The sequence below is a fragment of the Roseovarius tibetensis genome, from assembly GCF_050896375.1.
GTDB lineage: Bacteria > Pseudomonadota > Alphaproteobacteria > Rhodobacterales > Rhodobacteraceae > Roseovarius > Roseovarius tibetensis.
In genome coordinates, this window is the sequence record NZ_JBPBBB010000023.1 from 1 (window position 1) to 22177 (window position 22177).

General features: G+C 64.4%; 22 protein-coding genes. 13 read left to right on the forward strand and 9 right to left on the reverse strand.

Annotated elements, in window-relative coordinates; genetic code table 11:
- On the reverse strand, nt 1-466 hold a 466-nt coding region (locus ACROSR_RS14040), incomplete at its 3' end, for a hypothetical protein (protein ID WP_432686096.1).
- Nucleotides 463-2418, reverse strand: a complete 1956-nt coding sequence (gene parE / locus ACROSR_RS14045) for a DNA topoisomerase IV subunit B (RefSeq protein WP_432686098.1) — start codon at nt 2416-2418, stop codon at nt 463-465. The genes parE and ACROSR_RS14040, both read right to left, overlap by 4 nt.
- Nucleotides 2419-2803: 385 nt before the next feature.
- Between parE and ACROSR_RS14050 the strand changes: the two genes are divergently transcribed.
- Nucleotides 2804-3247, forward strand: a complete 444-nt coding sequence (locus tag ACROSR_RS14050; protein ID WP_432686100.1) for an MmcB family DNA repair protein — start codon at nt 2804-2806, stop codon at nt 3245-3247.
- A 10-nt stretch (nt 3248-3257) separates the two neighbouring features.
- On the opposite strand, the gene ACROSR_RS14055 is transcribed toward ACROSR_RS14050, so the two are convergent.
- Entirely contained in the window at nt 3258-3902 is a 645-nt protein-coding gene (locus tag ACROSR_RS14055) for a tyrosine-protein phosphatase (protein WP_432686102.1), read from the reverse strand.
- A gap of 174 nt (nt 3903-4076) precedes the next feature.
- Between ACROSR_RS14055 and ACROSR_RS14060 the strand changes: the two genes are divergently transcribed.
- The gene (locus ACROSR_RS14060) at nt 4077-5276 is read left to right on the forward strand and encodes a pyridoxal-phosphate-dependent aminotransferase family protein (protein WP_432686104.1); all 1200 of its coding nucleotides are present in this window, start codon (nt 4077-4079) and stop codon (nt 5274-5276) included.
- 45 nt (nt 5277-5321) lie between these two features.
- Here the strand turns inward: ACROSR_RS14060 and fsa are convergent, their stop codons facing one another.
- On the reverse strand, nt 5322-5975 hold the full coding sequence (fsa, locus tag ACROSR_RS14065; protein ID WP_432686106.1) for a fructose-6-phosphate aldolase: 654 nt from the start codon (nt 5973-5975) through the stop codon (nt 5322-5324).
- Nucleotides 5976-6069: 94 nt separating this feature from the next.
- Here fsa and ACROSR_RS14070 point away from each other — a divergent pair, with 94 nt between their 5' ends.
- From ACROSR_RS14070 to ACROSR_RS14085, 4 genes are all read left to right on the forward strand, one after another.
- Nucleotides 6070-8265, forward strand: a complete 2196-nt coding sequence (locus ACROSR_RS14070) for a primosomal protein N' (protein WP_432686108.1) — start codon at nt 6070-6072, stop codon at nt 8263-8265.
- 91 nt (nt 8266-8356) lie between these two features.
- Nucleotides 8357-8851 carry a bacterioferritin gene (locus ACROSR_RS14075; protein ID WP_432686110.1) on the forward strand — a complete coding sequence of 165 codons (495 nt, stop codon included), beginning with the start codon at nt 8357-8359 and terminating at the stop codon, nt 8849-8851.
- A gap of 67 nt (nt 8852-8918) precedes the next feature.
- Entirely contained in the window at nt 8919-10148 is a 1230-nt protein-coding gene (locus ACROSR_RS14080; RefSeq protein WP_432686112.1) for an MFS transporter, read from the forward strand.
- Nucleotides 10149-10169: 21 nt separating this feature from the next.
- Nucleotides 10170-11057: a 50S ribosomal protein L11 methyltransferase gene (locus ACROSR_RS14085; RefSeq protein WP_432686114.1), complete on the forward strand. Its 888-nt coding sequence runs from the start codon at nt 10170-10172 to the stop codon at nt 11055-11057.
- A 144-nt stretch (nt 11058-11201) separates the two neighbouring features.
- Here ACROSR_RS14085 and ACROSR_RS14090 read toward each other — a convergent pair whose 3' ends face one another.
- Nucleotides 11202-11399 carry a DUF1127 domain-containing protein gene (locus ACROSR_RS14090; RefSeq protein WP_432686116.1) on the reverse strand — a complete coding sequence of 66 codons (198 nt, stop codon included), beginning with the start codon at nt 11397-11399 and terminating at the stop codon, nt 11202-11204.
- Nucleotides 11400-11710: 311 nt separating this feature from the next.
- Between ACROSR_RS14090 and ruvC the strand changes: the two genes are divergently transcribed.
- From ruvC to ACROSR_RS14120, 6 genes are all read left to right on the forward strand, one after another.
- Complete coding sequence (ruvC, locus tag ACROSR_RS14095) at nt 11711-12217, forward strand: crossover junction endodeoxyribonuclease RuvC (protein WP_432686117.1); 507 nt, start codon at nt 11711-11713, stop codon at nt 12215-12217.
- Nucleotides 12214-12876: a Holliday junction branch migration protein RuvA gene (ruvA, locus tag ACROSR_RS14100; RefSeq protein ID WP_432686119.1), complete on the forward strand. Its 663-nt coding sequence runs from the start codon at nt 12214-12216 to the stop codon at nt 12874-12876. Before ruvC ends, ruvA begins: the two co-directional genes overlap by 4 nt.
- A 3-nt stretch (nt 12877-12879) precedes the next feature.
- Nucleotides 12880-13908 carry a Holliday junction branch migration DNA helicase RuvB gene (gene ruvB / locus ACROSR_RS14105; protein ID WP_432686120.1) on the forward strand — a complete coding sequence of 343 codons (1029 nt, stop codon included), beginning with the start codon at nt 12880-12882 and terminating at the stop codon, nt 13906-13908.
- Nucleotides 13909-14022: 114 nt separating this feature from the next.
- Nucleotides 14023-14658 carry a hypothetical protein gene (locus ACROSR_RS14110; RefSeq protein ID WP_432686122.1) on the forward strand — a complete coding sequence of 212 codons (636 nt, stop codon included), beginning with the start codon at nt 14023-14025 and terminating at the stop codon, nt 14656-14658.
- A 191-nt stretch (nt 14659-14849) separates the two neighbouring features.
- Nucleotides 14850-16193, forward strand: a complete 1344-nt coding sequence (locus ACROSR_RS14115; protein ID WP_432686124.1) for an IS1380 family transposase — start codon at nt 14850-14852, stop codon at nt 16191-16193.
- Between the two features lie 220 nt (nt 16194-16413).
- Nucleotides 16414-17064 carry a choice-of-anchor E domain-containing protein gene (locus tag ACROSR_RS14120; RefSeq protein ID WP_432686126.1) on the forward strand — a complete coding sequence of 217 codons (651 nt, stop codon included), beginning with the start codon at nt 16414-16416 and terminating at the stop codon, nt 17062-17064.
- Nucleotides 17065-17182: 118 nt separating this feature from the next.
- Here ACROSR_RS14120 and ACROSR_RS14125 read toward each other — a convergent pair whose 3' ends face one another.
- Nucleotides 17183-18715, reverse strand: coding sequence for an AAA family ATPase (locus ACROSR_RS14125; protein WP_432686128.1), 1533 nt, complete (start codon nt 18713-18715; stop codon nt 17183-17185).
- Nucleotides 18716-18888: 173 nt separating this feature from the next.
- Between ACROSR_RS14125 and ACROSR_RS14130 the strand changes: the two genes are divergently transcribed.
- A complete protein-coding gene (locus ACROSR_RS14130; protein ID WP_432686130.1) occupies nt 18889-19698 on the forward strand; it encodes a division plane positioning ATPase MipZ in 810 nt (269 codons plus the stop codon).
- Nucleotides 19699-19702: 4 nt separating this feature from the next.
- On the opposite strand, the gene ACROSR_RS14135 is transcribed toward ACROSR_RS14130, so the two are convergent.
- The 3 genes from ACROSR_RS14135 to ACROSR_RS14145 all read right to left on the reverse strand — a co-directional run bounded on the left by ACROSR_RS14135 (nt 19703) and on the right by ACROSR_RS14145 (nt 22098).
- Complete coding sequence (locus tag ACROSR_RS14135) at nt 19703-20602, reverse strand: DMT family transporter (protein WP_432686132.1); 900 nt, start codon at nt 20600-20602, stop codon at nt 19703-19705.
- Between the two features lie 182 nt (nt 20603-20784).
- Complete coding sequence (locus ACROSR_RS14140; RefSeq protein ID WP_432686134.1) at nt 20785-21351, reverse strand: HdeD family acid-resistance protein; 567 nt, start codon at nt 21349-21351, stop codon at nt 20785-20787.
- A 411-nt stretch (nt 21352-21762) separates the two neighbouring features.
- On the reverse strand, nt 21763-22098 hold the full coding sequence (locus tag ACROSR_RS14145) for a hypothetical protein (protein ID WP_432686136.1): 336 nt from the start codon (nt 22096-22098) through the stop codon (nt 21763-21765).
- Between the last annotated feature and the right edge of the window lie 79 nt (nt 22099-22177).

Below are 22177 nucleotides of genomic sequence, written 5' to 3' on the forward strand. Positions count from 1 at the left end.
CGCGCGTCGCCGCCAAGAATGAAACCGACCATCGCGCACGGAATGTGGACGCTTCAGTGAAAGCGAGAGATACCCATTCATAGTCGTTCTTGTATCGACCAAAAAACTGTCTAAATGTAGACAAGAACGTCAGTATCTGACAAGTGCTTAACAATGACATACAAAGAGTGAACCAAATAACAGATGCACCGAAAAGCAAATAAACAGTAGGAACTGAGAAGGAGGCGAATGCAGTCTTTATTTTCAGCGAGCCTTCGGGCATTGACGCAATGAGAGCGGATGACAACACTATAAATAGAATTGCGGAACCGCCAATCTTTTTATTAGATGCGTTAAGCTGCTGCTTCAATTTTGCATATGCCTCCAGTGGATCCCCGTTGGTTGAATTGAGTATCTGAAGTGCTTTTTTGAAACGGTGCCTATAGAATGTAACAGCCGATATCTTTGGCCCATATTTATCAGTCAAACATCCAACTCCTCCACGAACCGCGCGTTCTCGGTGATATACTGGAACCGCAGTTCCGGCTTTTTCCCCATTAGCCGCTCCACCAGATCGCCCGTCTGCCCCGGCTCGTCCTCGTCGATGGTCACGCGGATCAGGCGGCGGGTCTTGGGGTCCATCGTGGTGTCCTTGAGGTCCTTGGCGTCCATCTCTCCAAGGCCCTTGAAGCGGCCCACCTCGATCTTGCCCTTGCCGCCCAGCCCCTTGGCCAGCCACGCGTCGCGTTCGGCCTCGTCCAGCGCATAGACCCGCGTCGCCCCCTGGCTGAGGCGGTAAAGCGGCGGGCAGGCCAGATACAGATGCCCCGTATCGATCATCGGCCGCATCTGCGAAAAGAAGAACGTCATCAGCAAGGCGGCGATATGCGCGCCGTCCACATCGGCGTCGCACATGATGATGATCTTGTCATAGCGCAGATCGTCGATGTTGAATTTCGACCCCAGCCCGACGCCCAAGGCTTGGGTCAGGTCGCCGATCTCCTGGTTGCTGCCCAGTTTCGAGCTTGCGGCCCCCAGCACGTTCAGGATCTTGCCCCGCAGCGGCAACAGGGCCTGGGTCTTGCGGTCACGGGCCTGCTTGGCCGACCCGCCCGCCGAATCCCCCTCGACGATGAACAATTCCGTGCCGTCGCGGGTGTTCGACGTGCAATCGACCAGCTTGCCGGGCAGGCGCAGCTTTTTCGTGGCGGTCTTGCGCTGCGTCTCTTTCTCCTGACGCCGCCGCTGGCGTTCCTCGGCCCGCAGCACCAGGAAATCGAGAATCGCCCCGGCGGACTTGGTGTCGGCGGCCAGCCAGTTGTCGAAATGGTCGCGCACCGCCCCCTCGACCATGCGCTGCGCGTCCGTAGTCGCCAGCCGGTCCTTGGTCTGGCCGACAAACTCCGGCTCGCGGATGAAGCACGACACGACCGCGCACCCGCCCGACACCAGATCCTCGCGGGTGATCTGCGCGGCCTTCTTGTTGTTCGACAGCTCGCCGTACGCCTTGATACCCTTCAGGATCGCCGCCCAGAACCCGGCCTCGTGCGTGCCGCCTTCGGGGGTGGGCACGGTGTTGCAGTAGGATTGCAGGAACCCGTCGCGCGCCGGGGTCCAGTTGATCGCCCATTCGACCCGGCCCGGCACGTTGAACTTGTCGGCGAACTCCACCCGTCCGGCAAAGGGCCGTGCGGCATAGGTGGTGGCGCTGCCCAATGTCTCGGCCAGGTAATCCGACAGCCCGCCGGGAAACTTGAACGTGGCCTCCTGCGGCGTGTCGCCCTCGGCGATCTCGCTCTTCCAGCGGATTTCCACGCCCGAAAAGAGATAGGCCTTGGACCGTGCCATCGCGAACAGGCGACCGGGCTTGAGGCTGAGCGACCCGAAGATCTCGGGGTCGGGGTGAAAGGTGACGGCGGTGCCGCGCCGGTTGGGGGCCGCGCCGACCTTTTCCAGCGGCCCCTGCGGCAGCCCGCGCGAGAAATCCATACGGTAAAGCTCGCGGTTGCGGGCCACCTCGACGCTGAGGTGATCCGACAGCGCGTTGACCACCGACGAGCCGACGCCGTGCAACCCGCCCGAGGTCTGGTAACTGTCGCCCGAGAACTTGCCCCCCGCGTTCAGCGTGCAGAAGATGATCTCGAGCGCGGTCTTGCTGGGGTCCTTCGGGTGCGGGTCCGTGGGGATGCCGCGCCCGTTGTCGCGCACGCTGACATGGCCGTTGGCGTGAAGCTCTATCTCGATCCATGTGGCATGGCCCGCGACCGCCTCGTCCATCGAGTTGTCGACGATCTCGGCCACCATGTGATGCAGGGCGCGGTCGTCCTTGCCGCCGATATACATGCCGGGGCGCAGGCGCACATGCTCCATGTCCTCCAGCACCTGGATGGACGAGGCGTCATAATCCGATTTCGGTGTCGAGGAGAGAAGATCGTTCATGCCGCTGCTCTTTTCTTTTTCGGGTTTCGGGGCAGTATGGCAGAGCGGTCGGGGCGGGGAAAGTGGTGTCGCCCGCCCGGCGCGCGGCCTGCATGCACACGTCGCGTCGGACGTGCCCGCGCTATCCGCATGACGTTGTTGGAAAAGGTGTGACGGGCCCGCACGCGACCGTTAGGTTTACGCATTCCCGAGAGCCTGCATGTACAGGTGGGCGCCGGTTAACCAGACCACGGCCAGGACAGAGCCAGCTCCCTCGGAAAAACTTAAGGCCACTGGAATGTAACCGTACACGGGAAGGGCAGCACCCGCCACGCATCCTAGGTAGCCCTTTGTCAGGCGCAGAACAAGGGGTTGCGCGCGTTCGTGTTTCGTTCAGAATGTCGGCATGACCAGCGATCTCGATCCCGCCCGACAGCCCGGCCAGCTTTTGGCGCGGGGTGTGTGCCGTCACCTTCTGACCTATGACTTTGCGTCGATCGAGGAATTCTCGCCCGAACGCGGCAAGCGCGTGGATGTCGCCGCCCTTGGTCCCAAGGGCGAGATCTGGGTGATCGAGTGCAAGTCGAGCCGCGCCGACTTTCAGTCCGACGCCAAGTGGCACGGCTATCTCGACTGGTGTGACCGTTATTTCTGGGCGGTGGATGCCGCCTTTCCGGTCGAGCTGTTGCCCGAGGATACCGGGCTCATCATCGCGGATGCCTACGGCGCAGAGATCGTTCGCATGGGCGACGCCTACAAGCTGCCCTCGGCGCGCCGCAGCGCATTAATCCGCAAGTTCGCCCGCGATTCCGCGCGCCGCCTGCAATGGGCGCGCGATCCGCAGATTTGACGGGCCGAGATCAGAACACAGGCTTGTGCGTCGCCTCATAGGCGGACTGCAGGGCCGTGTGGTCGTATTCCGTGGCGATCCAGGTCTCGAAATCGATGCCGGTTTCCGCGTGCCGTGCCGCGTAGCTGTCGATAATGAAATCGAGAATGCCGGTGCGCGACCATTTGATATGGATGTATTTCAGCCCCAGCATCTTGCGGGCCTCGGCCACCGGACGGCGCTCGATCACCAAAAGGTATATGGCCGCCGCGAACCCGGCCCTGTCGGCACCCGATTTGCAATGCATCACGAAGGGCCGCTCGATCTCGCGGAAGGCGCGGATCACGGCCTCTATGTTGGCGCGCGGGGCGGCGTTGCGGGCTTGCAGCGTGCAGTTGACAAGATGCAGGCCCAGCGCGCGACAGCTTTCCTCTTCAACGAGGTAATGCGCGGCCCCCGCAGCCCCGCGCAGGTTGAGTATCGATCGGACACCCATGGCCTTGAGCCGCTTGAACCGCGCATGCGTGGGCTGATTGGACCGGTAGACACCCGGGGCGACGAGGAATTGATTGGTCCACACCGTGCGCAGAATCGCATGATCGAACCACAAGTTGTAAATTTCCGCGCGGCGCCGGTTTTCCGGCGTCGACAGGTCGGTGTTGTATGCGGCCCGCAAGTCGCGTTCCCAATTGGAGAGTCGTTCGAAAAGGCGCATGGTGCCGGACGGTCCGTTCTGCGTGACGCGTCGGGTCGGTCTAGGCGCGTGCGGGGCGAAAGACAAGCGACCGCTGCCGATTGACGCCACCCGACAAGAGCGTAAAGTCCCGCCAAATCAGCAGGAGACATCCCCATGAGCTTGGCAGGCGGCCGTCCGTATCTGGCCATTCCCGGCCCTTCCGTCATGCCCGAGGAAGTGCTGCGCGCAATGCATCGCGCGTCCCCCAACATCTACGAGGGCGACCTCATCGAAATGACGGCGGGCCTGATCCCCGACCTGCGCGACGTGGCGCGCACCACGGGCGACGTGGCGATCTACATCTCCAACGGCCACGGCGCATGGGAGGCGGCGCTGGCCAATACCGTCGCCCCCGGCGACCGGGTTCTGGTGCCGGCGACCGGGCGGTTCGGCCATGGCTGGGCCGATGTGGCCGAGGCGCGCGGCATCACCGCCGATCTGATGGATTTCGGCAAGCGCGCGCCCATTGACCTCGACCGGGTCGAGACCGCGCTGCGCGCCGATACATCGCATGACATCAAGGCGGTGCTGGCCACGCATGTGGACACGTCGACCTCGGTGCGCAACGATATCGCGGGGCTGCGCAAGGTGCTCGATTCCGTCGGGCACCCCGCGCTACTGATGGCCGATTGTATCGCCTCATTGGCCTGCGACCGGTTCGAGATGGACGCGTGGGGCGTCGACGTGATGATCGCCGGCAGCCAGAAAGGGTTGATGGTGCCGCCCGGTCTGGCCTTCGTGTTCTTTTCCGAAAAGGCCGCCGAGGCACGGCGCGCCCTGCCCCGCGTCAGCCGCTACTGGGACTGGACCAACCGCGCCAACCCCGAGATGTTCTACCAGTATTTCGGCGGAACGGCCCCCACCCATCACCTTTACGGGCTGCGCGCCGCGCTCGACATGATCCGCGCCGAAGGGATCGAGGCGATCTGGGACCGGCACGAACGGCTGGCCGGCGCGATCTGGGCGGCGTGCGAGGCGTGGGGGCAGACCGGCCCGCTGGAGCTCAACATCGCCGACCCGGCCCTGCGCAGCCGCGCCGTCACCGCCCTGCGGATCGGCGCGCCGCACGGGTCGGCCCTGCGCCGTTGGGTGCAGGACCATGCGGGCGTGACGCTGGGTATCGGGCTGGGGATGGCAGAGCCGGGCGATCCGGCGTGGCACGGGTTCTTCCGCATCGGCCATATGGGGCATGTGAACGCGCACATGATCCTTGGCGCGCTCGGCGCGATCGAGGCCGGGCTGATGGCGCTCGACATCCCGCACGGACCGGGCGGCGTAACCGCCGCCGCGCGGGCGATCGCCACGGGGACGTGACGCCAACCCATTGAAACGCGGAACAAAACCTGCGCCGCGTCCGGTTCAGAGGATCTTCTGACCGGTCTTTTCCCAGTCGCTCATGAAGGCGGCAAGCCCGGCATCGGTCAGCGGATGCTCGGCCATCTTCTTGATCACCGCGGGCGGCGCGGTCATCACGTCGGCACCGTGCATCGCGGACTGGTAGGCGTGGTTGACGGTACGGATCGACGCGGCAAGGATCTGTGTCTCGAACCCGTAATTGTCATAGATCTGCCGGATGTCCGAGATCAGGTCCATCCCGTCGAGATTGATGTCGTCCAGCCGCCCGATGAAGGGCGAGATGAAGGTCGCCCCCGCCTTGGCCGCCAGCAGCGCCTGGTTGGCCGAGAAGCACAGCGTCACGTTGACCATGTTGCCCTCGCCCGACAGCGCCTTGCACGCCTTCAGCCCGTCCCATGTCAGCGGCACCTTGACGGCGATGTTGTCCGCGATCTGCGCCAGCTTTCGCCCCTCGGCGATCATGTCGTCGGCATCCGTCGCCACGACCTCGGCGCTGACCGGTCCCTCGACCATGCCGGCGATCTCTTTCGTGACCTCGTGAATATCGCGCCCGGATTTCAGGATCAGCGACGGGTTGGTGGTGACGCCATCGACCATGCCGAGGGCGTGCAGCTCGGCGATCTCGCGGGTTTCGGCGGTATCGACAAAGAATTTCATGGGATGGCCCTCTCGTGATGGCTTGGGTTCTGTTGCGGATGCGTTTACCTCATGGGTCAGCCCGCCGAAACCCCTGACGGAAAGGAGCCGCCCCGTGCCCGTACCCGAGTTCCATCACGAGGGGGACTTGGTCGCGGTACTGACGGCGCAACCGCTGGACGGCCCGCTTGACTATCTCGCCCCCGAGGGCGGCTGCCTGCACGGCGCTTTCGTCGAGGTGCCGTTGGGGCCGCGCCGCGTTCTGGGGGTGGTCTGGGGCGCGGGCGGCGGCGGGTTCGACATCAAGAAGGCGCGCAGCATCATCCGGGTGCTGGACGCAGCCCCGATGCAGCCCGACATGCAGGAGTTTCTGCGCCGCGCGGCCGACTACACCCTGACCCCCCTGCCCGCGATGCTGCGGCTGGCCACCCGCGCGCCGGGGCTGGGCAATCCACCCTCGATGCAGAAAATCTACCGGCTGGGCGACGCGACACTGACGCGGATGACCGACGCGCGCGAGCGGGTGCTGACGGTGCTGCGCGCGCATGGCGGGCTCGGCTTTACCCTGAAAGAGCTTGGCGACATGGCCGGCGTCACGGCATCGGTGGTCAAGGGGCTGGTGGCCCAAGGCGCGGTGCAGGAGGAGGACACGCCGCGCGATCGTCCGTTTCCCCGGCTCGACCCCGACCTGCCCTCAAAGGACCTGACCGAGGATCAGGACGCAGCGGCGGCGCATCTGTGCGCGGGCGTGAGGGGGGGCAGCTACGGCACGACATTGCTGCGCGGCGTCACCGGGTCCGGCAAGACCGAGGTGTATCTCGAGGCCGTGGCCGAGACCCTGCGCCAAGGCCGGCAGGCGCTGGTCCTGCTGCCCGAAATCGCACTTTCGGCAGAGTTCCTGACCCGTGTCGAGGCCCGGTTCGGCGCGAAACCCGCCGAATGGCATTCCGGCGTCACCATGACCGAACGCCGCCGCGCCTGGAAGATGGTCGGGCAAGGTGACGCGCAGATGGTCGTGGGCGCGCGCTCGGCGCTGTTCCTGCCGTTCCGGGATCTCGGGCTGATCGTCGTGGACGAGGAACATGACAGTTCCTACAAGCAGGAGGACGGCGTGCTGTACAATGCCCGCGACATGGCGGTGCTGCGTGCCAGCATCTGCGACGCGCGCGTCGTGCTGGCCTCGGCCACGCCAAGCCTTGAAAGCTGGGCCAATGCCGAGGCGGGCAAGTACGACAGGCTGGACCTCGCCGCGCGGTACGGGGCCGCGGTGATGCCGGATCTCGCGGCGATCGACATGCGCGCCGAAACGCTGCCCGCCAATCGCTGGATTTCGCCCACGCTGCAATCGGCGGTGAACGCGCGCGTCGCGGCGGGCGAACAGGCGCTGTTGTTTCTCAACCGGCGCGGCTATGCGCCGACCACGCTGTGCCGCGCCTGCGGGCACCAGATCGGCTGTCCGCATTGCGACGCGCGCATGGTCGAGCACCGGTTCCAGAAAAGGCTGATCTGCCACCAATGCGGCGAAACCGCGCCGGTGCCCACGACCTGCCCGTCCTGCGACGCCGAGGATCGGCTGGCGGCCGTCGGTCCGGGCGTGGAACGTCTGGCAGAAGAGGCCGCCACGCTGTTTCCGCAGGCGCGGATCGCGGTGCTGTCCTCGGATCTTTTCGGGTCGGCGCGCGCGCTGAAGGAACAGATCGCCGAAATCGCCGACGGGGCCGCCGACATCATCATCGGCACACAGCTTGTGGCCAAGGGGCACAACTTTCCGCTGCTGACGCTGGTCGGCGTGATCGACGCCGATCTGGGACTGCAAGGCAGTGACCTGCGCGCAGCCGAACGGACGTTCCAGCTGATGCGGCAGGTCGCGGGGCGCGCGGGCCGGGCCGAGCGCGCCGGCCGGGCGGTGCTGCAGACCTATCAGCCCGAACACCCGGTGATCCGCGCGATCCTCGCGGGCGACGAGGAAGGCTTCTGGCGCGCCGAGGCCGCGGGCCGGCGCGAGGCCGGCGTGCCGCCCTACGGTCGGATGGCGGGCATCATCCTGTCATCGCCGGACATGCAGGCGGTGTTCGACCTGGGCACCGACCTCGCGCGTCGCGACGGACCCCTGCGCAGCGTGGGCGCGCAGGTCTTCGGACCGGCTCCCGCGCCGATCGCCCGTATCCGCGGACGGCACCGCGTGCGGCTGTTGGTCAAGGCCCCGAAAGGGGCGGCGCTGCAATCTGCGGTGGCCGACTGGGTGGGACAGGTGCGCCTGCCCGCACAGGCGCGTCTGACGGTGGATATTGACCCGCAGAGCTTTTTCTGACGAGGATTGCGGCATCCAGTGGCGCGGATGTTGTAAAAGCCGATCCGGCGAATAGATCTGGAAGATAGCGGAATGACGAAAGGATCCAGCAATGGCTGACAGAACGAAAAGCATCGAGAACCTGCAAACCGCGCTTTCAATGGAACTGACAGCGGTGCACCAGTACCTGTTGCATGCCCATACCCTTGAGGATTGGGGCATCGACAAGCTTGCCGTGAAGATGCGCGAGGAAATGCAGGAAGAGCTGGGACACGCTGGCAACTTCATCGACCGCATCCTGTTCCTCGGCGGCACCCCCAAGCTGGAACCCGCCAGCACCCCGAAAAAGGCCCCCGACCTGAAGACGCTGTTCGAGGCCGACAAGAAAGAAGAGGGCGGCGCGATCGAGTTCTACACCCGCGCGGCACGCGAAGCGTTCGAGGTCGACGATATTGGCACCCGCGCCCTGTTCGAGCGGATCGTGCAGGACGAGGAAGGCCATTGGGAATGGCTCGACCTGCAGCTCGACCTGCTGGAAAAGCTGGGCACCCCGGTCTTCATGACCAACTACATGAGCGGAACCAGCGCGGGCCAAGGCACGGCCTGACAGCATCCGGCGGGCATTTTTCCGCTCGCCTCTCGCATGGGGCAGGTATATCACCGGCCCCATGCGGATGACGACATTCCCCCTCGCCGATGCCAAGACATTGCCGTTCTGGCGACGGCCCACCACGCTGCTGTTTCTGATGGCGGCGGCAATGCCGGTGGCCTTCGCCACGTGGTCGGCGCTTCTCAACAATTTCGTCATCGAGGTTGCGGCTTTCGACGGTTCCGACATCGGCTGGCTGCACACGGTGCGCGAAATCCCCGGATTTTTCGCGATCGGCGTGATTGCCCTTATCATCTTCATGCACGAGCAGGTGCTGGGACTGGTGTCGTTGCTCCTGCTGGGGGTCGCCACGGCGATGACCGCGCAGTTTCCATCGCTTGGCGGCATCCTGACGATCACCATGCTCAGCTCGATCGGGTTCCATTATTACGAGACGGTAAACCAGTCGCTGCAACTGCAATGGCTGGACAAGCTGCGTGCGCCGCAGATGCTGGGCTGGCTGCTGGCAGCCGGATCGGGGGCCACGCTGGTGGCTTATGTGCTTATCGTGCTGACATGGCAGGCCTTCGATCTGACATATAACACTGTCTACATGATTTCGGGCGGGGTCACCGCCTGCGTGGCGATCTACTGTCTGCTGGCCTATCCGCGGTTCGAGGCGCCCAACCCGCAAATCAAGAAAATGGTCCTGCGCCGGCGCTACTGGCTGTATTATGCGCTGCAGTTCATGGCCGGTGCGCGGCGGCAGATCTTTGTCGTCTTCGCGGGCTTCATGATGGTCGAGAAGTTCGGCTTTGCAGTGCACGAGGTCACCGCCCTCTTCTTGATCAACCTTGTCGCCAACATGATCGCCGCCCCGCTGATGGGGCGCGCCGTTTTCCGGTTCGGCGAACGCAACACGCTTGTCTTCGAATATGTCGGGCTGGCGCTGGTGTTTCTTGCCTATGGCGGCATCTACATGTTCGGGTGGGGCGTGGTTCTGGCGGCGACGCTGTATGTCGTGGACCACATCCTGTTCTCGCTGGCCCTTGCCTTGAAAACCTATTTCCAGAAGATCGCCGATCCCGGCGACATCGCGCCTACGGCCGCCGTGGCCTTTACCATCAACCATATCGCCGCCGTCTTCCTGCCCGCGCTTCTGGGCTACCTCTGGCTGGTCTCGCCGGCCGCGGTATTCATGATGGCGGCGTGCATGGCGGCTGTGTCGTGCCTTCTGGCACTGATGATCCCTCGCCACCCCGAACCGGGATACGAGACGATCCTCGCCCGCGCCGCCCCCGCCCCGGCCGAATGACCCCTGACCAGAAAGACCCTTATGCCGACCTTTACAGCCTTCACCACCCTGTCCGACAAGACCAATGCCGAAGCCCTCGCCGAGGCGCTGGAGGGGCTTGCGCCAGAACCCACCGGCGTGGGCGCCTTCGAGATGGAGGATGGATCGAACCTCTGGGAAATCGGGGCCTACTTCGAGGGGCCGCCTGATGAGGCGGGGCTTGCGCTGCTGGCCACGATCCACGGGGCAAGGCCGTTTACCGTGTCGGAACTGCCCGAAACGGACTGGGTGTCGAAGGTGCAGCGCGATCTGAGCCCGGTCGAGGCCGGGCGGTTCTTCGTCTATGGCAGCCATGACGCGGACAAGGTGCCGCAAACATGCGAACCGCTTCTGATCGAGGCGTCGATGGCCTTTGGCACCGGGCATCACGGCACGACCCTTGGCTGCCTGCGCGCCCTTGATCGTCTGGCCGCCTCCGGGTTCAGGGGCAAGGCGGTGCTTGATCTAGGTTGTGGCACCGCGGTGCTTGCCATGGCGGCGGCGCGTATCTGGCCCGGCGTCATGCTGGCGTCGGATATCGACGCGGTCGCGGTGGAGGTGGCGCAGACCAACGTGGCGGCGAATGACCTGACGGGCCGGGTGCGCTGCCTCGAGGCCACGGGCCTCGACCACCCGGACCTGCGCGCCGCGGCGCCTTTCGATCTGATCTTCGCCAACATTCTCAAGGGGCCGTTGATCGCGCTCGCGCCAGACATCGCCGAAAGCCTGCAGGACAAGGGCAAGGTCATCCTGTCGGGCCTCCTGAACGAACAGGCCGACGAGGTGATCGCGGTCTATTCGCAGTCGGGCACCACCCTTGAGCATCGCGACGAGATCGGCGACTGGACGACGCTGGTGATGTCGCGGACTGGTCGGGGCGACAGCCTCTAGGATGGGGTCGGCCTGGCATGACCTGCTGAACGATCACGCGCGCCTTGGGCCGTCCCGGTCGGCAGACAGAAAAAAGCCCTGCACGCGTAACCGCAATGCAGGGCTTTCATCTGTTCGGGACACGCCTCGAGCGATCAGGATGCATCACCCTTTGCGGGCCACGGCATCGATTTCGCCACGGGTCAGGCCGATATCCTCAAGCTCGCGGTCCGAAAGCCGTGACAGCGCGTTGCGCGTTGCGCGGCGATCGTTCCACTCTGTGAACGCGTGGGACGCGCGGGAAAACAGCGCGTCGATCCTGAATTGGGACGATTGTTTGCGGGTATTGACGAAAGCGGACATGCGAGAGTTCCTTGTGCGCGAGAGACAGCCATCATTTGTTCGTACCGTCGAACTAGGGTGGCTCAGACGCGCTCACAAGCGGCATGTCTGCATAGTCCTTATGCATTTTGTGCATGGATCGGCGAATTATTAAATATCTGTTATCATTTAATTAATTATTACACTAAAACGTCACCTCGGACTCTGCGCAGCATCCTGGCAAAGTTGTGCCGATCACGTGGGCGAAATGAAAACGGTGATGCCCCTTGGTGACTGTTCTTGCTTCGTGCTAAGGATTTGCAAAACACAACATATGGCGCGCGGGGCACGACATGCGGGTACTGGGAATCGATCCGGGTTTGCGCAACCTCGGATGGGGCGTGATCGAGGTGGATGGCAGCCGGCTGTGCCACGTCGCCAACGGTATCTGTCACTCGACCGGCCCGGATCTCGGGGCGCGGCTCTTGTCGCTATACCAGCAGTTGACCGATATCATTCACAGATATGCGCCCGACGCGGCGGCGGTCGAGCAGACCTTCGTCAACAAGGACGGCGCGGGAACGCTCAAGCTGGGGCAGGCCCGCGGCATCGCCCTGCTGGTGCCCGCACAATACGGGCTGAGCGTGGGGGAATACGCGCCCAATTCGGTCAAGAAGACGGTCGTGGGCGTCGGTCACGCCGCCAAGGAACAGGTCGCGCACATGGTCGCGGTGCAACTGCCGGGCGTGGTTCTGGCCGGGCCGGATGCCGCGGATGCGCTCGCCGTCGCGATCTGCCATGCGCATCACGCGCGCTCGGGCGACATGCTGGCGCGGGCCGTCGCCAAGGCGGGCGCATGATCGGGCGCATCGCCGGACGGATCGACTACCGCGCCAGCGATCATGTGCTGATCGACGTGCGCGGGGTGGGCTATCTTGTCTATTGCTCGGACCGGACGCTTTCGGCGCTGCCCGGCGTCGGTGGCATGACCGCGCTATACACCGATCTGCTGGTGCGCGAGGACATCCTGCAGCTTTTCGGCTTTCCCACGCTGGTGGAAAAGGAATGGCACAGGCTGCTGATGGGTGTGCAGGGCGTAGGCGCCAAGGCGTCACTGGCGATCCTCGGCGCGCTCGGCCCCGACGGGGTCAGCCGCGCGATCGCCATCGGCGACTGGAACGCGATCACCGCGGCGCGCGGCGTCGGGGCCAAGACGGCGCAGCGCGTGGTGAACGAGCTCAAGGACAAGGCCCCCACCGTCATGGCCATGGGCACCACCCCGCCCCCTGCCCCGGATGCCGGCGAGGTGATCGAGATGGCCGCGCCCGCACCACCGGAGGCCGCCATACCCCCCGCCGATCCCGGCGCGCAGGCCGAGGCATTGTCGGCGCTGAGCAATCTGGGCTACGGGCCCGGCGAGGCGGCGGGCGCCATCGCACAGGCGGCGTCCGAGACCCCCGGCAGCACGACAACCGATCTGATACGTGCCGCGCTGCGGCTTTTGGCACCGAAAGGCTAGGCGATGACAGGTCCCGACCCGACAGTGCGCCCCGAGGAACTGCCCGAGGATGCCGACCGCAGCCTGCGCCCCAAGGTGCTGTCGGAATTCATCGGCCAGCGCGAGGCGCGCGCCAACCTTGCGGTCTTCATCGCCTCGGCCCGGCAACGCGGCGACGCGATGGACCACACCCTGTTTCACGGCCCGCCGGGCCTTGGCAAGACAACGCTGGCGCAGATCATGGCGCGCGAGCTGGGGGTGGGGTTTCGCATGACATCCGGCCCCGTGCTGGCCAAGGCCGGCGACCTGGCCGCGATCCTGACCAATCTCGAACGCAACGACGTGCTGTTCATCGACGAGATCCACCGCCTCAACCCGGCGGTCGAGGAGGTGCTCTACCCCGCGCTGGAGGATTTCGAGCTTGACCTGGTGATCGGCGAGGGGCCGGCGGCGCGCACCGTGCGGATCGAGCTTCAGCCCTTCACGCTTGTAGGCGCGACGACCCGGCTGGGGCTGCTGACGACGCCGCTGCGCGACCGGTTCGGCATCCCCACCCGGCTGCAATTCTACGAGATCGACGAATTGCACGAGATCGTGCGCCGCAATGCCGCGCTACTCGACATTCCCACCGACCCGGATGGCGCGCGCGAGATCGCCCGCCGGGCCCGCGGCACGCCCCGCATCGCCGGGCGGCTGCTGCGCCGGGTGGTGGATTTCGCGGTGGTCGAGGGCGGTGGCAAGATCAGCCGCGACCTTGCCGACACGTCGCTGACGCGGCTCGGGGTGGATCACCTGGGCCTTGACGGGGCCGACCGGCGTTACCTGCGGCTGATCGCCGAGGCCTACCAAGGCGGCCCGGTGGGCATCGAGACGATCGCGGCGGCCCTGTCGGAGAGCCGCGACGCGCTTGAAGAAGTGATCGAGCCGTACCTGCTGCAACAGGGCCTGATCCAGCGCACCCCGCGCGGGCGGATGCTGGCGCATGGCGGCTGGACGCATCTCGGCCTGCCCGCGCCGAAGGCCAAGGGACAAAGCGATCTGTTCGAGGGCTGAGGGCGCGCCTGCGGCTACCTTCGGATTCGGGTATTTTGACCAAGAAGAAGCCACAGGGATTTGCGGCCGCGTCCGGGCACTGGTAAGGCGCACGGAAACCCGGAGGCAGACCCGATGCAAGAGACACCCAGCCCGGCCGAGATCGAGGCGCTGTTCACCCGCAGCGACGGTACGTTCCTGTGCGCGCGGTGGGGGCGGCCCATTGTGCCGGTGGTGTTCGGCGTGGACGACCGGACGCTCGGCATCTTCAAGGGCGCGATCGAGGCGGTCGTCGCTTTGGCCGATCACAAGATGGCCGAGACCGATCCCGAACTGGGCGCGAACCTGATGGTGTTCTTCGTGCGGGACTGGTCGGAACTGACCGAGACCCCGAATCTCGACCGCATGATCCCCGATCTGGCGCCGCTGGTGGACCGCCTGAAGGCCAATGATGCGAATCAATACCGGATTTTCCGCTTTGACGAGGCGGGCGGCATCAAGGCCTGCTTCGTGTTCCTGCGCATGGACGAGGTGCTGGCAGAGATGGATGCCGAGACGCTGGCGCTCGGGCAGACCGTGCAATCTCTGCTGCTGTGGTCCGACACAGCCTTCACCACGCGGTCGGCCCTCGCGCAAATGCCTGACGGGGCAGTGATTTTGCGCCCCGAGATCGGCGCGCTGATCCGTGCGGCGCACAACCCCGTTCTGCCGGCCTGCGCCACTGACCCGGCGCACGCGCTGCGCTTGCACGCGAGAATGATTACTTTGTAAACACAAAAATCACTTTGGTGCGGAACCAGCAACAATAATCTTGACTGGGCCGGGTTAACATGAGATCCAAGCAACAGCACTTAACCCGGATAATTCACGAGAGGGAGGCGGAAGTAGCGTAACCATCTGAAAGTTGGTATATTTTGGTTGTCGACACCAAGAACTCAACTTTCAGGATCACGACCTCCGCCATGGCCCAATCTACGCGCTCCAAGCCCCGCCTGTCACCCCTGAATGGCAAGCCGATCCTGCTTGGATTTGATGGTGCGGACATGAGTTCCGACGCCGGGCTGACCCTGCTGCGCGAGATCGAGCGCAAGGCGGGTCTGGCGCAGCGGCTCGCCGATTGCCTGTGCGATCCTCGCGATCCGGCGAAAGTCCAGCACAGCCTGTGCGACATCATCGGTTTCCGGATCATGATGATCGGGGCGGGGTATGAAGACGGCAATGACGCGACCACCCTGCGGCACGATCCCGGCTTCAGGATCGCGCTCGAGCGTGGCCCCGAAACAGGGCCGGCCCTGTGCTCGCAGCCGACGATCTCGCGCATGGAAAACCTGGCCGATACCCGCGCGCTGATCCGCATGGGCCGCGAGATGGTTCGGTTCTACTGCCAGTCCTTTGCACGCCCCCCGGGCCGGATCGTGCTTGATATCGATGATACCTTCGACGCGGTGCATGGCCATCAGCAGCTGCGCCTGTTCAACTCCTACTACGATGAATATGGCTTTCAGCCGATCGTCGTCTTCGACGGCGAAGGCCGGCTCGTCGGAACGCTGCTGCGCTCGGCCCGCCGCCCCAAGGGGGCCGAGAGCGCCGCCCATATCCGCCGGTTGATCCGCCAGATCCGCGCACATTGGCCCAAGACCGAAATCCTGCTGCGTGCCGACAGCCATTATTGCACACCGGAGGTTCTGGACCAGTGTGACAGGCTCGGGCTGCGCTATGTCTTTGGTCTGTCAAAGAACAGCCGTCTGGCGGAGAACGTCTCTGCCCTGGAGGCGTCGACGGCAGCGCGCTACGCCCGCACGCCCGGTCAAAAACTGCGCCGGTTCAAGTCCTTCTCCTACGCGGCCCGATCCTGGTCGAAACCCCGCCGCGTCATCGCCCGCGTCGAGGTCAGCCCCAGAGGGCGCGATACACGCTACATCGTCACCAATCTCGAGGGCGGCCGCGGCAAGCATCTCTACGAGAAGCTCTATTCTGCGCGCGGCCAGGCCGAGAACCACATCAAGGCCTGGAAAGCCCACCTCGCATCAGACCGGACCTCATGCTCGAAGGCGAACGCCAACCAGATGCGACTGATGCTGCACGGATGCGCCTACTGGATTTGGTGGAAACTCCGGGCCGCTTGTCCAAAGCGGTCCCCTTGGCGACATGCCCAGTTCGACACGCTGCGGCTGCATCTCGTCAAGCTGGCCGCCACCATCGTCGAGAAGAAGACCCGGATCATCGTCACACTGCCGGCATCTTGTCCGCGAAAGGGGCTGCTGCGCTTCCTCTTCGACGCTCTCGCCCCACCAAAAACAGCCTGACGCAAGCGCCCCGACAAACCCGAAACATCAATCCATATGACCCAAGACAAGACACCGGCCGGACTGCCAACCGGACGCCGACATCGGATGCGCGCGAAAAACCCACGGCACGGAGAACCAACTGCCCAAGCAGAAAATTTCAGCGTCATGAATTATTGCGGTTAATCGCCCGCTGTGACCATTCGTGTGTATGTGGGCGCACAGCTAACGGAGACATGAAATGAAAAAATATCTTATTGCAGCTGCAACAGCTACGATAATTGCGCCAGCCGCGCACGCTGCAACAATACAATCGCCCTTTTATACTGCGGCCTCTTCTAATCTTATCTCCGGCGCGCAGACGCTGTCATTGGCAAAGTTCGACTCCTCTTTGGGGAACTTAGTTAACGTTTTCTTTGCTATTGACGGTGGCATCAGTGGGCAAATTTCAGGATCCGACTCGCAAAACAATGCGGTCGGAGTGACGATCAGTAGGACAGTAACCGCAAACGTTGGTGCGCCGAGCCTTTCCACACTCTCCGCGACACCCGTATCCGATCCAGGGATTGAAAAGATCGGGAGCTTTAACAATTTCGTTGAGTTTTCTGGCAACAACAGCCTAAATTCGACAAATCTCACTTCGACCGCTGATCTCAACTTCTTCACGGGTACCGGGAACTTTTCGGTCCTCACAGAGACTAGTGCTCGCGTGGAAAATCCCTCAGGACAGATTGTAGGTGACGTGGATGGTCTGTCAAATGCCACGATTGCCGTTCGATACACGTACGAGACCGTTGATCAGGTCACGCCGGTCCCGCTGCCCGCCGCTGGATGGGCCTTGTTCGCCGCACTCGGGTCGCTTGTGGCATTCCGCCGCTACAGCAAGGCCTGATACGCCGAATCGATATCTAGATGAAAACGGGGCGCTTGGGATCAAGCGCCCCGTTTTCTAGTGAAAAACAGGATCTTGCCGACCATACGAGCACGGGAAAATGCAGTGCTGACCGTCGTTACGCCTCATCCTCGCTGGCCAGTTCCAGCGGCGCCGGGGCTGCGTGCAAATCCTCGACGCCGAGCACTGTGGTCGGTTTCGACAGGCGGTTGCGGACCACCCAGTGCAGGCGTTCCTCGGCGCGGGTGATCGCGACATAGGCCAGCCGTTTCCACAGCGGCTGCCCGGCCTCTGACCGGCCCATCCGCGCCGCGATCTCGATATCGGGCGCAAAGACCTGCACATCGCGCCACTGGCTGCCTTGCGCCTTGTGGATCGTCACCGCCGCCCCGTGCAGGAACGTGGCACCCATATTGGCCGCGAACGGAATGAACGGCTCTTCCTCGCCCGGCTTCTCGATCTTGACGATGGACGCGGCCGACAGTTGCGGGCTTTCGGCCCCGATGACATGCAACCGCGAAAAGCCGGGGCGCTTGCCGGGGCCGAGATAGACGACCTGCGCGCCCTTGATCAGTCCGCGCGCCTCGAGGTCCAGCCGCTTGCGGCGATGCTTGAGCGGCAGTTCGATCCCGTCGCAGATCAACGGCTCGCCGGCCAGAAGGGCGGCCTCGGGCGCCTCATGCACGGCGCGGAAGGCATGGATCAGGCGGATGCGGGTGGCGTTGCGCCAGACCAGAACCGGCGAACGGGCCATCAGATCAACCTCGACGCGTTCGGACCATCTGACCCGGTCATCGCGGCGCGCGGCGTCGGCGATCATCTGTTCGAACGCGGGAAATGTCAGCGCCGGATCGGCGAGGGCATGCGCGAGGTCAAGGATCGGGTTGTCGGCGTCCTGCCGGTGCACGCGGCTCAGTTCCAGTCTGGCGGGCGCGGGCAGCGTGTCGAACACCATGCCGCCCCCGGCGGACTTGACGGGCGGCAACTGCGCCGGATCACCGAACAGCAGCAGCGTCGGAAAGATCTCCTGCAGATCCTCGAATTGCTGCGCATCCAGCATGCTGGCCTCATCCACGAGCCCGATGTCAAGCGGTTCTTCCCGGCGTTTCCAGCCGGTGATGAAATCCGACCCGCGCAGGCCCGCCGCCGCGAGCGCGCCCGGGATCGACTTGTTGTTCTGGTAGAAGGCCAGCGCGCGGTCCAGTGCGAGATCGGTCAGGCCCTCGATCTCGGGGCGGTCGCCCTGCCCGCCCAGCCATTCCGCGATCTTCTCGTATTCGGGGTGATAGACCGGGGTGTACAGAATGCGGTGGATGGTGGTCGCCGGCACCCCGCGCACCCGCAGCACGCTTGCCGCCTTGTTGGTGGGCGCGAGGATCGCGAGGGTGCGCCGGTCGCGGCGCTTGCGCCCCTCATAGTCGCCCGTGACGATCTCGACGCCCGCCTCTTGCAGCGCGCGGTAGAGCGCGGCCAGAAGCAGCGTCTTGCCCGACCCGGCCTTGCCGATCACGGCGAGGGCTGTCTGCGCGCCCTCGCGCGGCGGGCTGAGGGTGCCGTTATCCAGATCCACGCCCACGTCGCGCAACGCCGCGGCGATGCGGTCATGGGCCTCGGCCTGGTCGGGAGAGTAGATCAGCGCGGTCTCGGTCATGGGCGCGACCCTAGCGCCGCAAGCCTCGGGGTTCCAGCGAAACACGCAGGCCTGCGCAATCGCACAAGGACCTCGGGACGGCCCTTTTCTATCGCCTTTCGGCAGGGTATTGCCTGTCGAAAAGGACGGGGGTTGCCAGCGGCAGACCGCCCGCAGGACCGGGAGCAGCACACATGGCGCACATCATCGTCGTCGGGAATGAAAAGGGTGGCGCGGGCAAATCGACCGTGTCGATGCATGTGGCCACGGCGCTGGCCCGGATGGGGCACCGGGCAAGCGCGCTCGATCTGGATCTGCGTCAGCGCAGCTTTGGCCGCTATGCCGAAAATCGCACGCTGTTCATGGAGCAGCACGACGTCGATCTGCCCAGTGCGCAGTATCACCCCTTGCCCGCGGGGACCGCCGACGAAGGCACCTCCCCCGAGACAGCCGAAGAACAGCGCCTGAAAGCCGCGCTGGACACGCTGGTACCGGAAAACGATTTCATCGTGATCGATTGTCCCGGCGCACATACCCGGCTTAGCCAGGCCGCGCACAGCCTTGCGGACACGCTGATCACACCGCTCAACGACAGTTTCATCGATTTCGATCTGCTGGCCAATATCGACGGCGACGCACAAAAGATCCGTGGGCCATCGATCTATTCCGAGATGGTCTGGAGCGCCCGACAGGCACGCGCGCAGGCGGGACAAAAGGCGATCGACTGGGTGGTGCTGCGCAACCGCGTCGGCTCGCAGCAGATGGTCAACAAGGAAAAGATGCGGGTCGCGATCGAGGCGCTCGCCAAGCGGATCGGGTTCCGCGTCGTTCCGGGCTTCAACGAGCGGGTGATCTTTCGCGAACTGTTCCCGCGCGGTCTGACGCTGCTGGACCTCAAGGATACCGGGGTAAAGGGGCTGAGCATCTCGAACATCGCCGCCCGCCAGGAGTTGCGCGATCTGATCAAGGCCCTGAACCTGCCTGGTGTGACGGTCAATTTCTAGACGGTCACACCGGCGGGCCGGTGCGTGGCTGCAGACGATTGCGCAGGCGTTTATGGGACCGCAGCGCCCAGATGTTCGACACGAACAGCGCGCCGATCACGACCGCCCCTCCCAGGATCGCCCATTTGCCGGGATCCTCACCCACGGCGGCCCAGACCAGAAGCGGGGCCAGCACCGATTCCAGCAAGATCAGCAACGACACCTCGGCCGAGGCGATATAGCGCGGCCCAAGGGTCAGCAGGCAGGTCGAGACGCTGATGAATGCCCCGTGCGCGAGGATCAGCGGCCAGTTGGCCGACCACACGGGCACGGGCGTCGCCAACGGCCATATCAGCAGCGACGCGCCCAGCATAGCCACCGGGATCGCCGGGATCATCGACACCTGTTTGAGCTGTCTTGCCGCGGACAGGGCCGCAGCCATGCAGGCCGAAACCGCAAGGGCCACGAGATCGCCGCTCCAATGTGCGCCTTCGGTCTCGCCCGATCCCCAGCCGATCACCGCCAGCCCCGCAAAGACGCTCAGCATGGTCCAGATCATCCGTTGACTGATCGGCTCTGCAAGGAAGATCCGGCTGAAGATCGCGGCAAAGACCGGCATCGAGGCAAGGATGAAGACGACGTTGGCCACGCTTGTCCAGGACACCGCGATCACAAAGCCGGGGGCGGCCGCCCCCAACAACACGGTATATACAAGGCCGGGTCGCCCCGTGCGTGCCACTTCACGGAAGCCGCGCGTGCCCTGCGCCATCAGCACACCTGTCAGGATTGCTCCCCCGCCGATGATCCCGCGCCAGAAGGCGATCGTCACCGCGTCGCCGTCTATCAGGCGCACGAACAGCGAATCCGGCACGACGAACAGAACCCCGAGCGCAGTGATCAGTAGTCCCTTGAGGTGATTGGCCATTGACGGCAGCACTCCTGTCGGTGTCGGGACCATCGGCGGGACGCGCGCGCCGCGATCCCGGCGCGGCCGCGATGTCGATACGGCGCGCGATGGCGTGTGGCGGCAGGTTTAGGGCAAATCAGGGTAGAGTTCCAGTCCGGGCGAGCTGACGCGGGCGCCGGATCATCCGCGTACCGGCGCCGTCAGCCGCGCGTCTTCTTTTGCCACGCAAGCGCCAGCGACACGGCACCCGCCACGGTCAGATCGATGCCCAGAAACAACCCCAGCAGCCCCAGTGCGGCCTCTGGCAGTCCGAGGACGATCAGGGCCGCCAGGATCAGCGACAACACGCCCGATGTCATGATCCAGCCCCAGCCTTGCACCGGACGCATGTGCCACGCCAGACCCACGCGCAAGGCCCCGATCACCGTAAAGAAGATCGCGACAAGGAAGGTCAGCGTCACCAGCCCGGCCAGCGGATTGAGCACCAGAGACGCCGCGAACAGCACCAGCACCGCGCCAAGCGCCCCCGACAACCAGCGGTCCCTGGCGCCTTTCGACGTGTCCGCAAGGGCCTGCCACAGTTGCAGGCCACCTGCGGTCAGGAAGGCCGCGCCCGCGACGGCCTCGGCCGCGAGCGACGCTGCGAAAGGATTGAGGAATGCCAGCACCCCCCCGACCAGCATCACGACCCCTAGGATCGCCAGTTGCTTCCATCCCGGATCGGGGGTGAGTGCGGTCAAGTCGGTCTTGTCGTCGTCGTCCAGCATGGTGTTTCCTTTCGAATACGTTGCGTCGCGCCGGTCATGCGCGATGGTCACGCCGTACATGCGAATGGCGGTGCGACAATTCAACAAATCAGCGGGAAACTGTTTTCACGCCACGTGCCGTGCAGGTTAAGCTGCAGATATGGGTGGCGTCACCAGATCAGGATGCAGTTTTGGGTGCGGAGTGTACGATGCGCCGACGCTAAATCGCGTTCAATCGCCGTTGGCAGTTCCGGCCACGTGCCGATTGCGCGCACGTTCAACCCGGCAGACGCTGCGTGTCGACCCGGCTAAGGCGCCGACTATTAGCGTCGTACAGCCCTCAAGCTGGGCTGTTACGGCACAGCCTGTAGCAACCTTGGCTCGACTGTTCACCCGACAATCACGCCACGCACCGAACCCGGTGCATCGGCGTCAGCGCGACTGCCAGAACGCCCGCTTGCGATCATCGTCCGCGCGCACCGGGATTGCGAGGTAGTCGCGCTGCATGACCTGCTGACGGTGACCACCGCGCGGCGTCTCATCGTCATCGCTCTGCATTCGCATCACGGCGATGCCGAATTGAACCCCTGCAAACACGATCCCGTTCGCGAACCACAGGATCGCGACAGCCAGAAGGCCCTGCTCGGTATGCGTGACGAGATGCCAGAGGTTGGCGACGTTGAACCACAACAGCATCGCGACGAACGCGCCAGCGATCCCGAATCCGATTGCAACCTGCGTGATGTAAAGTCGTATGAGTTTGGGCATGATCGGTCCCCCTTACACCATGACAGAATAAGGCTTGTTCCACGGATTACAAGCGGCACGACCGATTTGACACGCCCGG